This window comes from Pseudomonas sp. L5B5, from assembly GCF_020520285.1.
Lineage (GTDB): Bacteria > Pseudomonadota > Gammaproteobacteria > Pseudomonadales > Pseudomonadaceae > Aquipseudomonas.
Window position 1 is genome coordinate 6,133,587 of sequence record NZ_CP084742.1, and the last position, 16,996, is coordinate 6,150,582.

15 protein-coding genes are annotated in these 16,996 nt (G+C 46.6%); all 15 read left to right on the top strand.

Annotated elements, in window-relative coordinates:
• The first annotated feature begins 25 nt into the window (after positions 1 to 25).
• The 15 genes from LGQ10_RS28315 to LGQ10_RS28385 all read left to right on the top strand — a co-directional run bounded on the left by LGQ10_RS28315 (position 26) and on the right by LGQ10_RS28385 (position 16,989).
• Positions 26 to 2,233 carry a bifunctional prephenate dehydrogenase/3-phosphoshikimate 1-carboxyvinyltransferase gene (locus LGQ10_RS28315; protein WP_226526218.1) on the top strand — a complete coding sequence of 736 codons (2,208 nt, stop codon included), beginning with the start codon at positions 26 to 28 and terminating at the stop codon, positions 2,231 to 2,233.
• Positions 2,233 to 2,919 (top strand): (d)CMP kinase, encoded by a 687-nt coding sequence (cmk, locus tag LGQ10_RS28320; protein WP_226523857.1) that lies wholly within the window; start codon positions 2,233 to 2,235, stop codon positions 2,917 to 2,919. The genes LGQ10_RS28315 and cmk overlap by 1 nt, the downstream gene beginning before the upstream one ends.
• A 121-nt stretch (positions 2,920 to 3,040) precedes the next feature.
• Positions 3,041 to 4,735 carry a 30S ribosomal protein S1 gene (gene rpsA / locus LGQ10_RS28325; protein WP_058435296.1) on the top strand — a complete coding sequence of 565 codons (1,695 nt, stop codon included), beginning with the start codon at positions 3,041 to 3,043 and terminating at the stop codon, positions 4,733 to 4,735.
• A 178-nt stretch (positions 4,736 to 4,913) separates the two neighbouring features.
• The gene (locus LGQ10_RS28330; protein ID WP_226526219.1) at positions 4,914 to 5,198 is read left to right on the top strand and encodes a hypothetical protein; all 285 of its coding nucleotides are present in this window, start codon (positions 4,914 to 4,916) and stop codon (positions 5,196 to 5,198) included.
• Between the two features lie 127 nt (positions 5,199 to 5,325).
• The gene (gene ihfB, locus LGQ10_RS28335) at positions 5,326 to 5,613 is read left to right on the top strand and encodes an integration host factor subunit beta (protein ID WP_226523858.1); all 288 of its coding nucleotides are present in this window, start codon (positions 5,326 to 5,328) and stop codon (positions 5,611 to 5,613) included.
• A 345-nt stretch (positions 5,614 to 5,958) separates the two neighbouring features.
• Entirely contained in the window at positions 5,959 to 6,786 is an 828-nt protein-coding gene (locus LGQ10_RS28340; protein ID WP_226523859.1) for a GNAT family N-acetyltransferase, read from the top strand.
• Between the two features lie 4 nt (positions 6,787 to 6,790).
• Positions 6,791 to 7,894 carry a DegT/DnrJ/EryC1/StrS family aminotransferase gene (locus LGQ10_RS28345; RefSeq protein ID WP_226523860.1) on the top strand — a complete coding sequence of 368 codons (1,104 nt, stop codon included), beginning with the start codon at positions 6,791 to 6,793 and terminating at the stop codon, positions 7,892 to 7,894.
• Between the two features lie 7 nt (positions 7,895 to 7,901).
• Positions 7,902 to 9,029 (top strand): aminotransferase class V-fold PLP-dependent enzyme, encoded by a 1,128-nt coding sequence (locus tag LGQ10_RS28350; protein WP_226523861.1) that lies wholly within the window; start codon positions 7,902 to 7,904, stop codon positions 9,027 to 9,029.
• Positions 9,026 to 10,387, top strand: a complete 1,362-nt coding sequence (locus LGQ10_RS28355; protein WP_226523862.1) for a lipopolysaccharide biosynthesis protein — start codon at positions 9,026 to 9,028, stop codon at positions 10,385 to 10,387. Before LGQ10_RS28350 ends, LGQ10_RS28355 begins: the two co-directional genes overlap by 4 nt.
• A gap of 4 nt (positions 10,388 to 10,391) precedes the next feature.
• Positions 10,392 to 11,402, top strand: coding sequence for a polysaccharide biosynthesis protein (locus LGQ10_RS28360; protein WP_226523863.1), 1,011 nt, complete (start codon positions 10,392 to 10,394; stop codon positions 11,400 to 11,402).
• A gap of 4 nt (positions 11,403 to 11,406) precedes the next feature.
• On the top strand, positions 11,407 to 12,591 hold the full coding sequence (locus tag LGQ10_RS28365) for a glycosyltransferase family 2 protein (protein ID WP_226523864.1): 1,185 nt from the start codon (positions 11,407 to 11,409) through the stop codon (positions 12,589 to 12,591).
• A 76-nt stretch (positions 12,592 to 12,667) separates the two neighbouring features.
• Positions 12,668 to 13,459: a glycosyltransferase family 2 protein gene (locus LGQ10_RS28370; protein WP_226523865.1), complete on the top strand. Its 792-nt coding sequence runs from the start codon at positions 12,668 to 12,670 to the stop codon at positions 13,457 to 13,459.
• On the top strand, positions 13,456 to 14,367 hold the full coding sequence (locus LGQ10_RS28375) for a glycosyltransferase (protein WP_226523866.1): 912 nt from the start codon (positions 13,456 to 13,458) through the stop codon (positions 14,365 to 14,367). The genes LGQ10_RS28370 and LGQ10_RS28375 overlap by 4 nt, the downstream gene beginning before the upstream one ends.
• A gap of 205 nt (positions 14,368 to 14,572) precedes the next feature.
• Positions 14,573 to 15,889 (top strand): hypothetical protein, encoded by a 1,317-nt coding sequence (locus LGQ10_RS28380; RefSeq protein ID WP_226523867.1) that lies wholly within the window; start codon positions 14,573 to 14,575, stop codon positions 15,887 to 15,889.
• Positions 15,890 to 16,026: 137 nt separating this feature from the next.
• Entirely contained in the window at positions 16,027 to 16,989 is a 963-nt protein-coding gene (locus LGQ10_RS28385; RefSeq protein ID WP_226523868.1) for a UDP-glucose 4-epimerase family protein, read from the top strand.
• Positions 16,990 to 16,996: the final 7 nt, after the last annotated feature.

Consider the following 16,996-nt stretch of genomic DNA (forward strand, 5'->3'; position numbering starts at 1 on the left):
CATTCCGGTGCAATCTGCTGTGCCTATGATCGGTCGCCTGGTGGTGATCGGCCTGGGATTGATAGGTGGTTCCTTTGCCAAGGGGCTGCGTGAAAGTGGTCTCTGCCAAGAAGTCGTCGGTGTCGATCTGGATCCGCAGTCCCGCCAGCTGGCGGTTGAGCTGGGAGTGGTGGACCGTTGTGAGGAAGACCTGGTCGTGGCTTGCCAGGGGGCTGATGTAATCCAGTTGGCCGTGCCGATCCTGGCCATGGAGAAACTGTTGGCCAAGCTGGCAGGCATGGATCTGGGGCAGGCGGTGCTGACCGATGTCGGCAGTGCCAAGGGTAATGTGGTGCGGGCGGCCACCGAGGTTTTTGGCGGCATGCCGGCGCGCTTCGTTCCAGGGCATCCGATTGCCGGCTCAGAGCAAAGTGGTGTCGAGGCTTCCAACGCCCAGCTGTTTCGTCGTCACAAGGTGATCCTGACGCCGTTGGCAGAGACTGACAAAGGGGCGCTGGCGCTGGTCGACACGTTGTGGCGGGAGTTGGGGGCAGATGTCGAACATATGCAGGTCCAGCGTCATGACGAAGTTCTGGCGGCCACCAGTCACCTGCCGCATCTGCTGGCATTCGGCCTGGTCGATTCGCTAGCCAAGCGCAGTGAAAATCTTGACATCTTCCGTTACGCTGCCGGCGGATTTCGCGATTTCACAAGAATCGCTGGCAGTGATCCGGTCATGTGGCATGACATCTTCCTCGCCAATCGCGAAGCGGTGCTGCGCACACTTGATACATTTCGCAATGACCTCGACGCCTTGCGCGACGCGGTCGATTCGGGGGACGGGCATCAGTTGTTGGGCGTATTCACTCGCGCCCGGGTGGCCCGCGAGCATTTTGGTAAAATCCTGGCCCGCCGGGCCTATGTGGACGCTATGAACTCCAACGATATGATTTTCCTGGCAAGTCCTGGTGGCCGCCTGAACGGGCGGATTCGTGTACCAGGTGACAAATCGATTTCCCATCGCTCGATCATGCTCGGCTCCCTGGCCGAGGGCACCACTGAAGTCGAGGGTTTCCTCGAGGGCGAAGATGCACTGGCGACGTTGCAGGCCTTCCGCGACATGGGGGTGGTCATCGAGGGCCCGCATCATGGTCGCGTGACCATTCACGGCGTTGGCCTGCATGGCTTGAAGCCAGCGCCGGGGCCGATCTACCTGGGCAACTCCGGGACCTCCATGCGCCTGCTTTCCGGTTTGCTGGCGGCACAGGATTTCGACAGCACCCTGACGGGTGATCCTTCGTTGTCCAAGCGCCCGATGAATCGCGTGGCCAACCCGCTGCGGGAAATGGGGGCAGTGATCGAGACAGCGGCCGAAGGTCGCCCTCCGATGGTGATCCGTGGTGGTCAGAAGCTCAAGGGGTTGACCTACCGCCTTCCGATGGCCAGTGCTCAAGTGAAGTCCTGCCTGCTGTTGGCCGGCTTGTATGCCGAAGGCAAGACCACAGTGACCGAGCCGGCTCCGACTCGCGATCATACCGAGCGCATGCTGCGCGGTTTCGGTTATTCGGTGGATGTCGAAGGCGCGACTGCGTCGGTGGCGCCGGGCGGCAAGCTCAAGGCCACTCATATAGAGGTTCCTGCTGATATTTCCTCCGCCGCTTTTTTCCTGGTGGCTGCTTCGATCGCCGAGGGCTCCGAGTTGGTGCTGGAGCATGTGGGGATCAATCCGACCCGTACCGGAGTGATCGATATTCTGCGCCTGATGGGGGCCGACATCCGCTTGGAAAACCTGCGGGAAGTTGGCGGTGAACCGGTTGCCGATCTGCATGTGCGTGCCGCCAAGCTCAAGGGCATCGAGATTCCCGAAGAGCTGGTGCCGCTGGCGATCGATGAGTTCCCGGTACTGTTCGTCGCGGCGGCCTGTGCCGAGGGTCGTACGGTGCTGCGTGGCGCAGAAGAGTTGCGGGTCAAGGAGTCCGATCGTATCCAGGTAATGGCCGACGGCCTGATCACCTTGGGCGTCAAGTGTGAGCCAACTCCGGACGGTATCATCATCGAGGGTGGCCAGATGGGTGGTGGTGAAGTCCATGGTCATGGGGATCACCGGATCGCCATGGCTTTCAGTGTGGCCTCGTTGCGTGCCAATGCGCCGATTCGCATCCATGATTGCGCCAACGTCGCCACCTCGTTCCCGAATTTTCTAGCGCTGTGTGCCCAAGTCGGTATTCGTGTTGCTCAAGAGGCTCACTCGTGATGAGCAAGGCACCTGTAATCACCATCGATGGTCCGAGCGGTTCGGGCAAGGGCACCATCGCTGGCAAGCTGGCCGAGCATCTGGGCTGGTGTCTGCTTGATTCTGGAGCCTTGTACCGGTTGCTGGCTTTCGCCGCTCGCAATCATGGGGTCGACCTCACCAACGAGGAGTCGTTGAAATTGCTGGCGGCTCATCTGGATGTACAGTTTCTGGGGGCCACCGAAAGCCATCCGCAGCGGATCGTCCTCGAAGGCGACGATGTGACTGACGACCTGCGCAACGAGCAGGTGGGGGCCTGGGCCTCCCAGGTTGCCGCCTTGCCGGCGGTACGGGACGCCTTGTTACAACGTCAGCGAGCCTTCCGCGAGTTACCAGGTTTGGTTGCCGATGGTCGTGACATGGGGACGGTAGTGTTTCCTGATGCACCATTGAAGATCTTTTTGACCGCCAGTGCCGAGGAGCGTGCTCGTCGCCGTTACTTGCAGTTGAAGGGAAAGATCGATGGTGTTAGTCTGTCGAGTCTGCTAGATGAGATCCGTGCGCGCGATGAGCGCGATACCCAGCGAGCGGTGGCCCCGCTCAAGCCGGCGGCTGACGCCATACAGCTGGATTCCACGGAGTTGTCCATTGATCAGGTGTTGCAACGCATCTTGAGTGAGATCGCCCTTCGCGATATCGCCGGGTGAACAAGAACGATTGCAGGGGACCAGTCATAGTCCTGCGATCGTTCTTTTATATGAACGTAACCCACGTCGTCTGGGATGTGGCAGATGGGCGGATTCTTCGCCCTTATCAACAGGAATTAAAATGAGCGAAAGCTTTGCGGAACTCTTTGAAGAAAGCCTAAAAACCCTGAACCTTCAGGCAGGCTCCATCATCACCGGTGTTATCGTCGACATCGACTACCAAGCGCGTTGGGTAACCGTTCACGCTGGTCTGAAGTCTGAAGCGCTGATCCCGCTTGAGCAGTTCTACAACGATGCTGGCGAACTGTCCATCAATGTTGGTGATGAAGTTCACGTTGCTCTGGATTCGGTTGAAGACGGCTTTGGTGAAACCAAGCTCTCCCGTGAAAAAGCCAAGCGCGCTGAATGCTGGATCGTTCTGGAAGCAGCCTTCGCAGCCGAAGAAGTGGTCAAGGGCGTTATCAACGGTAAGGTTAAAGGCGGCTTCACTGTCGACGTTAACGGCATCCGTGCGTTCCTGCCAGGTTCTCTGGTTGACGTCCGTCCAGTGCGCGACACCACGCATCTGGAAGGCAAAGAGCTCGAGTTTAAAGTCATTAAGCTCGACCAGAAGCGCAACAACGTTGTCGTTTCCCGTCGTAGCGTCCTCGAAGCCGAGAACTCCGCTGAGCGTGAAGCTCTGCTGGAATCCCTGCAGGAAGGTCAGCAAGTCAAAGGTATCGTCAAGAACCTCACCGATTACGGCGCATTTGTCGATCTGGGTGGCGTCGATGGCTTGCTGCACATCACCGACATGGCCTGGAAGCGCATCAAGCATCCTTCCGAAATCGTCAACGTTGGCGACGAGATCGATGTCAAGGTTCTGAAGTACGATCGCGAGCGCAATCGTGTTTCCCTGGGCCTGAAGCAGCTGGGCGAAGATCCATGGGTCGCTATCAAGGCTCGTTACCCAGAAAGCACCCGCGTTACCGCTCGTGTAACCAACCTGACCGACTACGGCTGCTTCGCTGAGCTGGAAGAAGGCGTTGAAGGTCTGGTGCACGTTTCGGAAATGGACTGGACCAACAAGAACATCCACCCTTCGAAAGTCGTACAAGTCGGCGACGAAGTGGAAGTTATGGTTCTGGACATCGACGAAGAGCGTCGTCGTATCTCCCTCGGCATCAAGCAGTGCAAGTCCAACCCATGGGAAGACTTCTCTGGCCAGTTCAACAAGGGCGATAAAATCTCCGGCACCATCAAGTCGATCACCGATTTCGGTATCTTCATTGGTCTGGACGGCGGCATCGACGGTCTGGTTCACCTGTCCGACATCTCCTGGAACGAAGTGGGCGAAGAAGCCGTACGCCGCTTCAAGAAGGGCGACGAGCTGGACACCGTTATCCTGTCTGTTGACCCAGAGCGCGAGCGTATCTCCCTGGGTATCAAGCAACTGGAAAGCGACCCGTTCTCCGAGTACGTACAAGAGAACGACAAAGGCGCAATCGTTAAGGGTGTTGTAAAAGAAGTTGACGCCAAAGGCGCCATCATCACCCTGGCCAACGATATCGAAGCTACTCTGAAAGCCTCCGAAATCAGCCGTGACCGCATCGAAGACGCGCGTAACGTTCTGAAAGAAGGCGAAGAAGTTGAAGCCAAGATCATCAGTGTTGACCGTAAGAGCCGTGTAATCCAGCTCTCGATCAAGTCGAAAGACGTTGAAGACGAGAAAGAAGCTATCCAGAGCCTGCGCGACAAGCCAGCGACTTCGGATATTGCTGCTGGTCCTACCACTCTGGGCGACCTGCTGCGTGCACAGATGGAAAAGCAGAACTAAGTTCTGTTTCACCATAAAAAGGGCGACTTCGGTCGCCCTTTTTTGTGTCTGAAAATCATGTCAAAACCAGTATAGGAAACCAAAGGGTGTAATGAGCTGTCTTCTCATGAGACATCTATTAAATGGCTGTTCTGCAGGCATGATGTTTGACATGGCAGATGTGGTCGTAGGGAGGAAAATGGAGGGGAAATTGGCAGTGATAGTTTTGGTTCTACTTTTGGCTGGATGCATGGCCAATGTAAAGAGCCATAAGGTTCCTGGAGGCCAGGGAATCGAGATCGATTGTTCCGGACTGGGTTCGGATTGGGATAAGTGTTACACGCGTGCTACACGTGAGTGTGGGGCTGGCCGTTACAGGGTCATCGCCAAGTCGAGTGATGTAAAAGATGAGGAGGGTGATTACCTCTTTGGCTGGAATCCGGCAGGCTATGTCACCAGGACTATGTTCATTATGTGTCGATAGACGTTTGAGTCAGTCGGACGCCTTCTCGTTTGCATCGCTCTGTCTGCATATGGGCTGTTCAAAACCTTCCGGGCATGCTAAAACCTTCTGAGCACTGACCTAGCTGCTTGAAAAAGAAGGGAAAAATATGACGAAGTCGGAGTTGATCGAACGAATTGTCACCCATCAAGGGCTGCTGTCATCCAAGGATGTCGAGTTGGCCATCAAGACGATGCTGGAGCAAATGTCTCAGTGTCTGGCTACTGGTGATCGGATTGAGATCCGTGGTTTCGGTAGCTTCTCGCTTCATTACCGCGCCCCGCGTGTGGGGAGAAATCCTAAAACTGGCCAGTCTGTGAGTCTTGATGGGAAGTTTGTGCCACATTTCAAGCCAGGGAAAGAGTTACGAGATCGTGTTAATGAAGACGAGCAGTAACAGGGGTTAAGTCTATTTTTTGATAATCAATCATTGAGTTTTTAATGAATTATCTTATGCAGAGCTGACCAGTTGTACTGCATGTGTTTCCTGTATTTTCTGTATATTGTTTTTGGTTGTAATTTATTATCTTATTTAAGGTTTTATGTTTTTTTGTATTTTCTAGCCTGGATTAGCTATCCAGCCTTCCTGTATCACATCGTAATCGATCATACCCTCCTCACTATTCTTTACCGCTATGGCAGGTTCCCTTCTGCCTGTGGTGATGGAACCTTTTTGCCTGAACACCTTCCCGTCATAGGCGCATTATGGGAGCATATAGGGTGTTTAGTGAGCCTGTAAAAAATGAGACCAGAAGACTTTGTTGTTTCTGCTAGTCAAGGGGTACCTCAGTCCGTTCGTGAACTGTTCTGGCTGGTTTTTTTTGCGTCAAGAGGGCGAGGTATCAGCTTGGATGCTCATTTTCCGTGGTTGGAGGATGAGATAGATGTGGTTTGTCTACAGATCGCAGATGTACGTCCTGGCACTCACGATACGCCTCTGGCAGCCCTGGTGATCAGAAAGGTTGATGTTGCCAAGGGAAAATGCATTGGCCTAGTCGGGTTGGTCTGTGTTGCTGAAGAGTGGCGCGGAAAGGGGCTAAGCACAAAACTGTTGTCTAAAGCAGCTGATTTAGGACGAGAGATAAATCTATCTGCCCTGGTGCTGTGGACCCAAAAGCCGGATGTCTATGTGGGACAGGGGTTTCGGGTAGATGAACAAGATATTTTTAGTCATGTGAAAAAAAATATTTCAATTTACCCAGCAGAAAAATATTCAACGAATAGTTGGCCTGACAAAAAGGCTCTTGAAAAAAAACAAGGTCTGGCACCGTTTGCCACCTCTGGTGAAATTATTAAAAGCCAAAAGGCAAGTCTGGTGGTTTTTCATTCTGCACAAATTTCCACGCTAGTGGATTGGGAAGGAGAGGGTGTAGATGTAATTAGTCTATTGCATTCTGCTCTACCTGATCATTGGGCGCTGACTTCAAATAAAGATGAGAGGCTGATGCTTTTGTTGAAAGAGCAAGGCTTTCATGTTGAATATCGTTCTTCCTCTGTACGTATGATAAAAGTCCTTGATGCTGTAACGAGTATCAAGATTCCACAAATCAATATTATGGATCGAATTTAACCTCATGCCCGTTTCCAATGAAATTATTCCATTAGTAAAAGTTGCCATGCCTCCGAAGGAAGTTTTGATGCCTGCCTTGGAGTCAGTACTTTATAGCGGAATGATCGCTGAAGGCGAGCATGTTTATCGGTTCGAGTCCGAGTTTTCAAAAAAATTTGGTGTAGAGAATGTATTAGCTACCAGCAGTGGTACAGCAGCTCTGCACATCGCATTGATTTTATCCGGTGTAGAGTCTGGAGATGAAGTTATTACGACTTCAATGACTGCCGAACCAACAAATACCACTATCCTACAGCTAGGTGCCATTCCGGTATTTGCTGACGTAGAAGCGAGCACTGGTAACTTATCTCCAGATTCGGTTGAGTCGTTAATTACCAATAAAACAAAGGCTATCTGCGTAGTTCACTATGCGGGCTATCCAGCAAAGCTAAATGAACTTCGAGGAATTGCAGATCGTAACGGTATATTTTTAATCGAAGATTGTGCTCATGCATTGGGGGCGAAATATGATGGCAAACCAATAGGTTCAATTGGAGATTATTCAATATTCTCATTTCAAGCAATTAAACACATGACCACGGTTGACGGTGGAGTTTTAACATTAAAAACTTCAGAGAAAGTTGATTTGGCTCGGCGGCTTCGCTGGTTTGGTCTTTCGAAGGGGGTTCCTCGTACCGAAGTTGATATTACTCGAGTTGGCTATAAGTACAATATGAGTAATGTGGCCGCTGTAATTGGACTTGAGCAATTGAATAGTGTTACTCCATTGCTGGAGCGTCATCGTCAGAACGGGCGATATTTCGACCAGGCCTTAACAGGGATTCCAGGAATTTTCCCTGCCTCTGTCGAGAGCATCGCGGATCCTAGCTACTGGCTCTATACACTTTGTGCAGATGATTCTGAAGATGTCGAGAAACTTCTAAACTCTAACGGAGTCATGGCATCAAAGCTTCATAGGCCTAATCACTTGCACTCAGTTTTCAAACCTTTCGTCAGTGACCTGCCTGCATTGCAGAATTTTTATAAAAAACTTCTTCATATACCATGTGGTTGGTGGGTTACAGATGAACAGCGAGATCGTATTGTCAATTTGCTGAAGCGTGGTTAGAAAATAAATGCCTAATAATATTCCTTTATATGGTGTAGTCAGTTTGCCCGAGATGGAAGAGGCTGCGTTAAGTGTTCTTCGTTCAGGCCGAATTTCCGGGGGCGAATGGGTAAGCAGATTTGAGTTAGAGTTTGGTAAATTAACGGGTCATCAAAATGTAGTTTCTACTATCGATATGACCAGCGCATTATTTTTGGCTTTACACTTGGCAGGTGTAAAGGAAGGTGATGAGGTACTGACAACGGCTTTTGCGTGTCTTTCTACAAACTCAGCAATAGCTCAAATAAAAGCCAAACCAGTTTGGGTTGACGTATGTCATCAATCCATGGATATGGACTTGAAAGATTTTGAGAGAAAAATAACAAATAAGACCAAAGCCGTCATCCTTTACCATGTCGCAGGGTATCCTGGTCCTGCCAAAGAACTTGCAAGATTATGCAAGAATTATAATATTTATCTGATTGAAGATTGCAATAACGCCATGTTCGCGAGTAGAGACTCTGCGGTAGTTGGTACTGTAGGGGACTTTGCCGTTTACTCTTTTTATCCAAATCGACAAATTAATGCTACCGAAGGGGGCGCATTAGTCTGTCGAAAGGATAGTCTCGCGATAACGGCAAGAAAGTTAAGGAAGTTTGGAATTAATTACAGTGATTTTCGACTGCCCAACGGTGAAATAAATAAAGGTTCAGACATTCCTGAAATTGGGTGGAGCATGACACTCAATAATTTATGTGCTGCAATTGGGTTCTCTCAGATCAGTTCGCTAAAGGTACGGCATAAAAAGACACTGGTTCATGTGGAGAAACTGAAGTCTCTACTTTCTGACATTGAAGAGCTGAAGTTTGTTCCTGTTGAAAGTGATGGTGTCGCAGATTTCTGGGTGCTGCTTGTATTTGTCGAGCACCGAGACGCTGTCTTAAGTAATTTAAAGAAATATGGAGTAATGGCTTCTAGTATTCATCAACGTAATGATCTTTATAGCGGTTTCTCTACTCAGGAAGTTCAGCTGAAAAATACTGAGTATCTACAAAATCATATTTTGGGTATTCCTTGTGGATGGTGGCTTGAGGATGATGATTTAGATTCAATTTCTAATGCATTAAGAAAATCGATCAGCGCTGTAGGTATATGAAAAAAAATAGCGCTACACTTCTAAGAATGCTTATGTTGTACGGGGGCAAGACATCCAGTTTACTTGTCGCTTTTGTATTTCTACCATTATATGGTCGGGTTCTTGGCGAGGAGCAGTTTGGTACGATTGTTGTAATTATCTCATTACAAGCGCTCTTGGTAATGCTTGACCTTGGAATGTCAACTCTTGCCTCTAGAGAGGCAGCAATAACTACTAAAGGTAGTGGTTCCCTATTAAAAATGATTTCATCTGCTGAAATCATTTTGTCTGTTTTTTATATAGGGCTTGTGTTTCTTTTCTTTTTAATAAAGTTGGTGTTTGAAGTATCGAATATTTCTTGGAGTGTTATCGTCTTCTCCGCACTTTTGTTTTTTTTTCTCGCGCTGCAGAATTTATACTATACGGTATTACTTGCTAGGCAAAAATATATTCTAGGAAGCACTATACAAATAGCCGGTGTGATGGTTAGAGCTGCCATCACTGTTTACGTATTAGTGTTTATCTCCGCATCCGTCGAAGCGTTTGTCCTGACTCAAGCAGTATTGGCATTCATTCATTTCTTGGTATCGCGTGCTTTTTGTCTAGGTGAGCTTTCTTCAATCTGTCCTACTGGGGGCGCCAAAGCCAACGTCGCCGAAATTTTATCAGTGGCAAAAACAGGAGGAGCACTGGTGCTCTTTTCTGCTGCTGGAGCTGCAGTGTTGCAATTGGATAAGCCCATAATATCTGCTCTGTCTTCTACAGCTAGTGTTGCTCCCTACTATCTTGCTAGCTTGTTATGCATGACTCCGATATCGATATTGGCAAGTCCGATAAGCCAGTATTTCCAGCCTATGGTCATTCGTGAAATGACGATGGGGCAGGATGGAAGTGCTATGCGAGTAATTAGAAAATTTGTTCTGTCGACATTTCTTATAGTTGCGCTTCCCACTTTGGTACTATGGCTGTTCAGAGAACAGATCATAGGTATATGGCTGGGGGAAAACCCTTCTAACGTTCTGGTCTCCAGGTATCTTGAAATTTTGTTACCAGGTGTGGCTATCGGAGCTCTGGGGTTTATTCCGTACAGTCTTCTGCTTTATGCAAGAGACTTTCGCTTTCAAGCCACACTGTCTGCAACTTTGACGGTGGTCACGTTGATGCTAACCGCGATGGCAGCGGTTAACAAAAATATAGAGGCAATATGTTTTGTGTACTCGGCATACCATGTGCTCTCTACTTTATCTTCGTGGATTAGAGCTGGCAGGCTTCCAGAAACAAAAATTAGTGCGCGTAACTCTGCGATAACAACATTGAAGTTGCTTTTGCTATTTTCTTTGTTGTTTTCAGTGGTTGGCTTCATGTTTTTCGAGAGGTAGTTATATGTTTGACGATAAAGTTTTGATGATTACAGGTGGTACCGGTTCTTTCGGTAATACTGTTCTTAATAGGTTCTTAGATACCTCTGTTAGAGAAATTATAGTATTTAGCCGCGATGAAAAAAAGCAAGAAGATATGCGTATCGCGCTAAATAACCCCAAGGTAAAGTTTCATATTGGCGATGTGCGAAATTTTGAAAGTATTCGTCGTGCAATGGTAGGGGTAGATTACGTATTTCATGCTGCCGCGCTCAAGCAGGTTCCTTCTTGTGAGTTCTATCCGGTTGAAGCCGTACTCACAAATATAATGGGAACTGAGAATGTCTTGAACGCAGCTATTGATAATAATGTCAAAAGAGTTGTTTTACTTAGTACTGACAAGGCCGTTTACCCCATTAATGCGATGGGTATATCTAAGGCCATGGGTGAAAAAGTACTCATTGCCAAGTCTCGTACAATACGTGGCAATGGCCCGATTTTATGTGCGACCCGTTATGGAAATGTGATGGCCTCACGTGGTTCGGTAATACCCTTATTTGTCGATAAGATTAAATCTGGGTTGCCTTTAACCGTTACAGATCCAAAAATGACACGTTTCCTAATGAGCCTTGAAGACTCTGTTGATCTGGTCCTACATGCTTTCGAACATGGTGAGCAGGGAGATATCTTTGTTCAAAAAGCTCCATCGAGCACCATTGGTGACTTGACAGTTGCCTTGAAAGAACTTTTTAACAGCGATGCTGCTGTGAATGTTATTGGGACAAGGCACGGAGAAAAACTTTACGAGTCTCTGGTTTCTCGTGAAGAAATGGTGAAAGCAAAAAACATGGGGCGTTATTATAGGATTCCGGCAGATAATCGGGATCTAAATTACGATAAATATATTCTTGAAGGGCAGCCAGAAGCGAACCTTGTGGATGATTACACTTCACATAATACTGACTTGTTGAATGTTGAAGAGATAAAGTCACTGCTACTTACCTTGCCCTTCATTAGGGACTCACTTGGCCAGTAACCTCATGATTAAGTTAAGTATTATTATTCCTACTCATAATCGTGCAAAATGTGCGATTGAAACAGTGGCCTCTATTTTAGAGCTGCTGGAGGATGTTCAAGTAGTTGTTTGTGACTCTAGTGATGAGGATCTTCTTTCTCATCATTTTTTAGGAGAGTCTTTTGCGTCAAGGGTAAAATATGTCAGAACAGCTAAGAGTATTAGTGTTGTAGACAATTTTAACTTGGGTCTTCGCTCCGCTGACGGAGAGTACCTTGTTTTTCTTGGGGATGATGATTTTGTCTCGCGGGAAATTATGGATGTCGTTAATTGGGCTTCGGAACATGCCGTCGATTCGGTAAAATTTAATTTCCCGGCCTTATACTACTGGTGTGATTTTTATCACGCGACGAGAGGCGATGTATATTCTGGAACTCTACATGTCGGGGAATATACGGGGAGTGTTAGCCTGTATGACGCCAAGAAATCAGTTGTTCCTGCATTAAGCAATTTTGGTGGTGGTGTATTTGGTATGCCAAGAGCCTATGCTGGGATGATTTCATCTTCCTTGGCTAGAAAAATTGTTGATAAACATGGTGCATTGTTTGGTGGTGTTAGTCCTGATATCTACAGCTCCTTTCTAATTTCAATTGAATCTGAAAAGTGTGTTCTAGTTGATTACCCTGTTATTGTTCCTGGCGCGTCTGGCCTCAGTACAACAGGACAGAGTAATTCCGGTGCCCACTATGGTAAGCTCAGAGAAAACCCTCACATTTCGGCATTTCAAAATCTTGTTTGGGATAAAAAGATACCTGAGTTCTATTCGGTGCCTACCGTTTGGTCTTATTCCCTGCTAAAAGCCGTTGAGAAAGTTCAAGAAAATAATTCAAAGTTTCAAGGAACCCCTAATTTTGGTCGGCTGTTCCTCAAATGTTTTATTTACTTTCCATCCTCCAGCGGTGAGACGAGATACGCCTTGAATGAGGCTTTTCGTTCATTTGGAAGAGCTAGGGTTGTTTCGCAGTTAGTGATTGCTATTGGCTCTGAGTTTTATTGGGGAATGTCCCGTATTGTCACTCGTTTAAAGTCCAGGTATATCAAGAAGAACATTAGTGTGATCAATGCTCTTGATACTAGCCTTGATGGTAGCAGGGCGCTAAAAAAATATTTGCATGAGCATCCTGTAAAGCTAAAGCTTCCATCTTTGTGATTTATTTGTATGGGTTGTTAATTTTTGTATTTGATATAAGGCTTTACTGTGTTAGAAAAGTTTCTAGGGGCATGACATGAAGTCTTCGGTCTCTGTAATCCTACCTCATTATAATGCAGCCGATACAATAGGGCGCAGCATCGACTCTGTTATCGCACAGACTTTGTGTGTTGAGGAGATTATAATTGTAGATGACTGTAGTGTTAGTGCAGAAGAGCTTGTTGATATAGTCTCTGGCTACAAGGCCCTGATTAATATTCGTTTGATTTTTCTAAAGAAAAATCAGGGTGCCGCATATGCAAGAAATATAGCTATAAAGAATGCTACTTGTAAATATATCGCTTTCTTGGATTCAGATGATATTTGGCATCCAGAAAAAATAAAGACTCAATATGAGTTCATGGAAAAAAATGGAGCATTTCTATCTGGACATGGCTATCTATTCGATATTTCAAGTAGCTCATTCATTAAGGAAGTGTCTTTAAGTAATCGCTTGGTCATGAAGCGCGAATTTATGTGGGGCAATCCGTTTTTTACCCCTACCGTAATGGCCAAGAGAGAAGATTTTATACTTTTTGATGAGCGCTATCGTAGAGTGGATGATTACAAGTGCTGGTATGAAAACATGTCCAATGGTCACGTTTATATGCTAGCTGAAGCTCTAGCTGCGGGTTTTAAGGCACCCGTTGGCGAGTCGGGTCTCTCTGGATCATTAAGGCTTATGCATAAGGGCTATCTTGATGTCCTTAAAGCTTTGAGGGCGGAAGGAAATATTAGTAGAGCTTTTTTTATCGCAGCCACAACGTGTGAAAGATTGAAGTATCCGTTGAGGTTGTTTTTTTCTAAAATTAGAAAATATAAGAAATGAACGATATCAAGAAGGTTCCTAGTTTTGCTGTTTTGCTTGCAGCATATAACGGGATTCGGTGGCTTCAGTCTCAGGTAGAAAGCATACTTTCTCAAGTTGATGTTCGGGTAACAATTTTTATAAGCATAGATCCGTCCTCTGATGGAACTGAGGATTGGTTTAAATCTGTGTCAGCTCATGATGACAGGTTAATTGTCCTGCCTGTAGGCGAAAAGTTTGGAGGCGCAGCCAAGAATTTCTTCAGATTGATTCGAGACGTAGATTTTTCAAGATTTGATTATGTTTCGTTTGCTGATCAGGATGATGTTTGGCTTCTAGATAAACTGTCTACGGCTCATAGAAAAATTTCCTCGTCTACTGCTTCTGCTTATTCTTGCAATGTTACAGCCTTTTGGCCCGGGGGACGGGGGTTACTTTTAGACAAAGCACAAAGGCAGCGCAGGTATGATTACCTTTTTGAGGCTGCTGGTCCCGGGTGTGGCTATGTATTAAAAGTTTCCGAGACTCTTAGGTTCAAAAATTTCCTAATTGAGAATTGGCAGGACGTTAATGACGTTTCCCTACATGATTGGCTAGTTTATGCGTGGTTCAGATCGGTAGGATTAGTTTGGTTCATAGATCCGGTGCCGAAGATACTATATCGCCAACACGAGACTAATCAGGTAGGTGCCAATAAAGGCTTAAAGGCTATTAAGGCGCGCTTGTCATTGTTACGTGCCGGTTGGTATCGCAATGAAGTTTCAAAAATCGCAAAATTGATTTTGCCGAATGTTCAGAGCTTGCCTAGAGACTTGGTTGAAAGAGGGTATATATCACGCTATTTTCTTGTTTTTAATTTCAATGAGGTGCGCCGTAGATTTCGTGATCGTGTTTTTTTGGTGATTATGGTTTTTCTTGGTATTTATTGAGTCGTGATGTTTTTGATATGTACCTTTAATAAGGTATCAATGCATATCTTGATTTTTTAAATAGGTAGCCGGCGCGGGCACTGGGCAGGCAATATTTTAATTTAAAGCTTTGCTGAGTGTCTGCGTCTCTTGTGTAATAGAAGGTTATTAGTGTCTTGCGATCGAGAGAAACTCTGGCTGTTCTGCTCTATTAATGGATTAAATAATGAAGTTTAATTATTCTAATTTTTTTACAGTTGCATCGATATTGTTTTCGCTGTTTGCTTTTTTTTCCTTTTATCCTGGAGCAATGACGTGGGATAGCCTGGATCAGTTGCGACAGGCAAGGATGGCCGATTACTCGGATTGGCAGCCACCCGTAATGGCATTTGTCTGGGGGGTGCTGCTGAACGTTGCTGATGGTCCGGGTGTTATGCTTTGTTTTCATCTTTTACTGCTGTGGAGCACTGCTCTTTTCTTGTTTAAATGGGCTCTTGATGAGGGATATAAATATGGGTTTCTGTTTTTACTGATTCCGGCATTTCCTTGGGTTTTGAATTTTGAATTTGTTATTTGGAAAGATGTTGGGATGGCCTATTCCTGGGGTGCGGCACTTGCTCTTTGTTTATGCTATAAGTCTCGTGAACGTTTTCCCTTGAGCGTTGCGTTTATAGTTCTGGCCTTGTTTGTATATGGCATGCTCGTACGGAGCAATTCGTTGGGAGCTGCTGTTTTCTTGTTTCCGTTTTTGGCCGGCCAAATTTTTAAGAAGAAGGGAGTCAAACATGTTTTGGCATTCATGACGATGGCGTTTTTCGGGTTTTTCGTAATTACATTTCTTGTTAATTCTGCCATAGGAGCAAAAAAGGCCAACTCCGTTAGTTATGTAATGTTCGATGATGTGGTTGCATTAAAACTGAGGGGAGTGGATGTCACGCTAGATTTCTTGACACAGGATGAAATTTCTACAATTGCATCGTGTGAATATTTGAATGAAAACAAGGTTGGGGCTGCATTCTGCATTGATGGAGATCGATTTAAGGAAATAACGATAAACAACTATCAAGAGTTGAAGCTCTCTTGGGTCAAGAACGTTTCTGATAATTTTCCTACTTATGTTGCCTATAGGCTCTCGGCTTTTTCTCAGCTTGTTCGTTCACCTTGGCAGTCAGTATATTATGAAAGTGAATTTCGCGTAGTTAAGCCACCGTATGAACTTGACTCAGGTATTCGTTCGGAGTCTGCTCAGGAGAAATTTTTCAGAAAATACGTTGGTGGATTCAAGAAGCTTTTCCCAGGGCTATTCAAACCATATGTCTGGATGGTTTCTTTGGCTTGTATTGCGTTTCTATTTTGGTTTGACTCGGCGTTTAAAAATACTTTGTTCTGGCTTCTTCCTGTTTCAGGGTTTTCATATATTATGACATATATACCGATCACTCCTGCTGGTGACTTTAGGTATGTATACTGGTCTTGCTTTGTATGTACAATATCAATTTTCTCTTACATTAATGGGCGGGCGCGTGCCAGCAAGGTAAGCTAAAGAAAGCTGGAGCTCGAATAATCCGCATGCGAAGCAGGTATGTGAGGAGTGTCATTCGAGATTGAAAAATCTCATATTTTAATTTTCAAATATGAGTTTTCCAGCTTTAGTTCTGTCAAATCAGCGGTGAGGTGCCTATGGTCAAGATTCTACTAACAGGAGCGTCTGGTTTTCTGGGACGATCGATCATGGATCAGTTTTCCAGAAGTACTGATTTTCAGTTAGCTGCTGTTTTTCGTAAGCCACCACTAGAGCTTCCAGGGACAGTTGCACTTTGTCAGGTTACTGAAATAACCGGGGCTACGGATTGGAGTTCGTTTCTACCTGAATGCAGTGTTGTGATCCATGCTGCAGCCAGAGTTCATGTAATGAATGAGACTTCCTCAGATCCGCTGACTGAGTTTCGTAGAATAAATGTTGAGGGAACACTAAACCTGGCTCGACAGGCAGCTTCCGCCGGCGTTCGTCGCTTTATATTCATAAGCTCTATCAAGGTGAATGGAGAAGGAACAGATACGGCTGCACCTTACTTTGCAGACGCACAGCCAATGCCTCTTGATCATTATGGAATTTCCAAGATGGAGGCGGAACAGGGTTTGCTTAAGATAGCAGAGCAAACAGGTTTAGAAGTCGTCATTATTCGCCCTCCACTAGTGTATGGGCCCGGCGTGAAGGCTAACTTCCTGGCAATGATGCGGTGGCTGCAAAAGGGAGTGCCATTGCCCTTCGGTGCCATTGGTAATAAACGTAGCCTAGTGGCCTTGGGTAATCTGGTTGACCTGATCAGGGTTTGCATTGAGCACCCGGCGGCAGCAAATCAAACATTCCTGGTCAGTGACGGAGAGGATCTTTCTACCACTGAGCTTTTACGCCGGATGGCAAGGGCATTGAAGGTTCCCGTTCGTTTGATACCTGTGCCTGTCTGGATCCTATCTGGGGGGGCAGCTCTGCTTGGAAAAAAATCACTCTCTCACCGTCTATGTGGTTCGCTACAGGTCGATATCAGCAAAACACAGAAGCTGCTCGGATGGACGCCGCCCATAACTGTTGATTCAGCTCTCAACGAGACGGCCAAATACTTTCTGACGTTACGTGATTGAACAGAAA

What these genes read in the sequence shown, in the direction of transcription:
- LGQ10_RS28350 (WP_226523861.1), top strand. Translation starts at nt 7,902, where the DNA reads ATGCCTAATAATATTCCTTTATATGGTGTAGTCAGTTTGCCCGAGATG.
- LGQ10_RS28380 (WP_226523867.1), top strand. Translation starts at nt 14,573, where the DNA reads ATGAAGTTTAATTATTCTAATTTTTTTACAGTTGCATCGATATTGTTT.
- LGQ10_RS28360 (WP_226523863.1), top strand. Translation starts at nt 10,392, where the DNA reads ATGTTTGACGATAAAGTTTTGATGATTACAGGTGGTACCGGTTCTTTC.
- rpsA (WP_058435296.1), top strand. Translation starts at nt 3,041, where the DNA reads ATGAGCGAAAGCTTTGCGGAACTCTTTGAAGAAAGCCTAAAAACCCTG.
- LGQ10_RS28370 (WP_226523865.1), top strand. Translation starts at nt 12,668, where the DNA reads ATGAAGTCTTCGGTCTCTGTAATCCTACCTCATTATAATGCAGCCGAT.
- LGQ10_RS28385 (WP_226523868.1), top strand. Translation starts at nt 16,027, where the DNA reads ATGGTCAAGATTCTACTAACAGGAGCGTCTGGTTTTCTGGGACGATCG.
- LGQ10_RS28345 (WP_226523860.1), top strand. Translation starts at nt 6,791, where the DNA reads ATGCCCGTTTCCAATGAAATTATTCCATTAGTAAAAGTTGCCATGCCT.
- LGQ10_RS28315 (WP_226526218.1), top strand. Translation starts at nt 26, where the DNA reads ATGATCGGTCGCCTGGTGGTGATCGGCCTGGGATTGATAGGTGGTTCC.
- LGQ10_RS28330 (WP_226526219.1), top strand. Translation starts at nt 4,914, where the DNA reads ATGGAGGGGAAATTGGCAGTGATAGTTTTGGTTCTACTTTTGGCTGGA.
- LGQ10_RS28340 (WP_226523859.1), top strand. Translation starts at nt 5,959, where the DNA reads ATGAGACCAGAAGACTTTGTTGTTTCTGCTAGTCAAGGGGTACCTCAG.
- ihfB (WP_226523858.1), top strand. Translation starts at nt 5,326, where the DNA reads ATGACGAAGTCGGAGTTGATCGAACGAATTGTCACCCATCAAGGGCTG.
- LGQ10_RS28365 (WP_226523864.1), top strand. Translation starts at nt 11,407, where the DNA reads ATGATTAAGTTAAGTATTATTATTCCTACTCATAATCGTGCAAAATGT.
- LGQ10_RS28375 (WP_226523866.1), top strand. Translation starts at nt 13,456, where the DNA reads ATGAACGATATCAAGAAGGTTCCTAGTTTTGCTGTTTTGCTTGCAGCA.
- cmk (WP_226523857.1), top strand. Translation starts at nt 2,233, where the DNA reads ATGAGCAAGGCACCTGTAATCACCATCGATGGTCCGAGCGGTTCGGGC.
- LGQ10_RS28355 (WP_226523862.1), top strand. Translation starts at nt 9,026, where the DNA reads ATGAAAAAAAATAGCGCTACACTTCTAAGAATGCTTATGTTGTACGGG.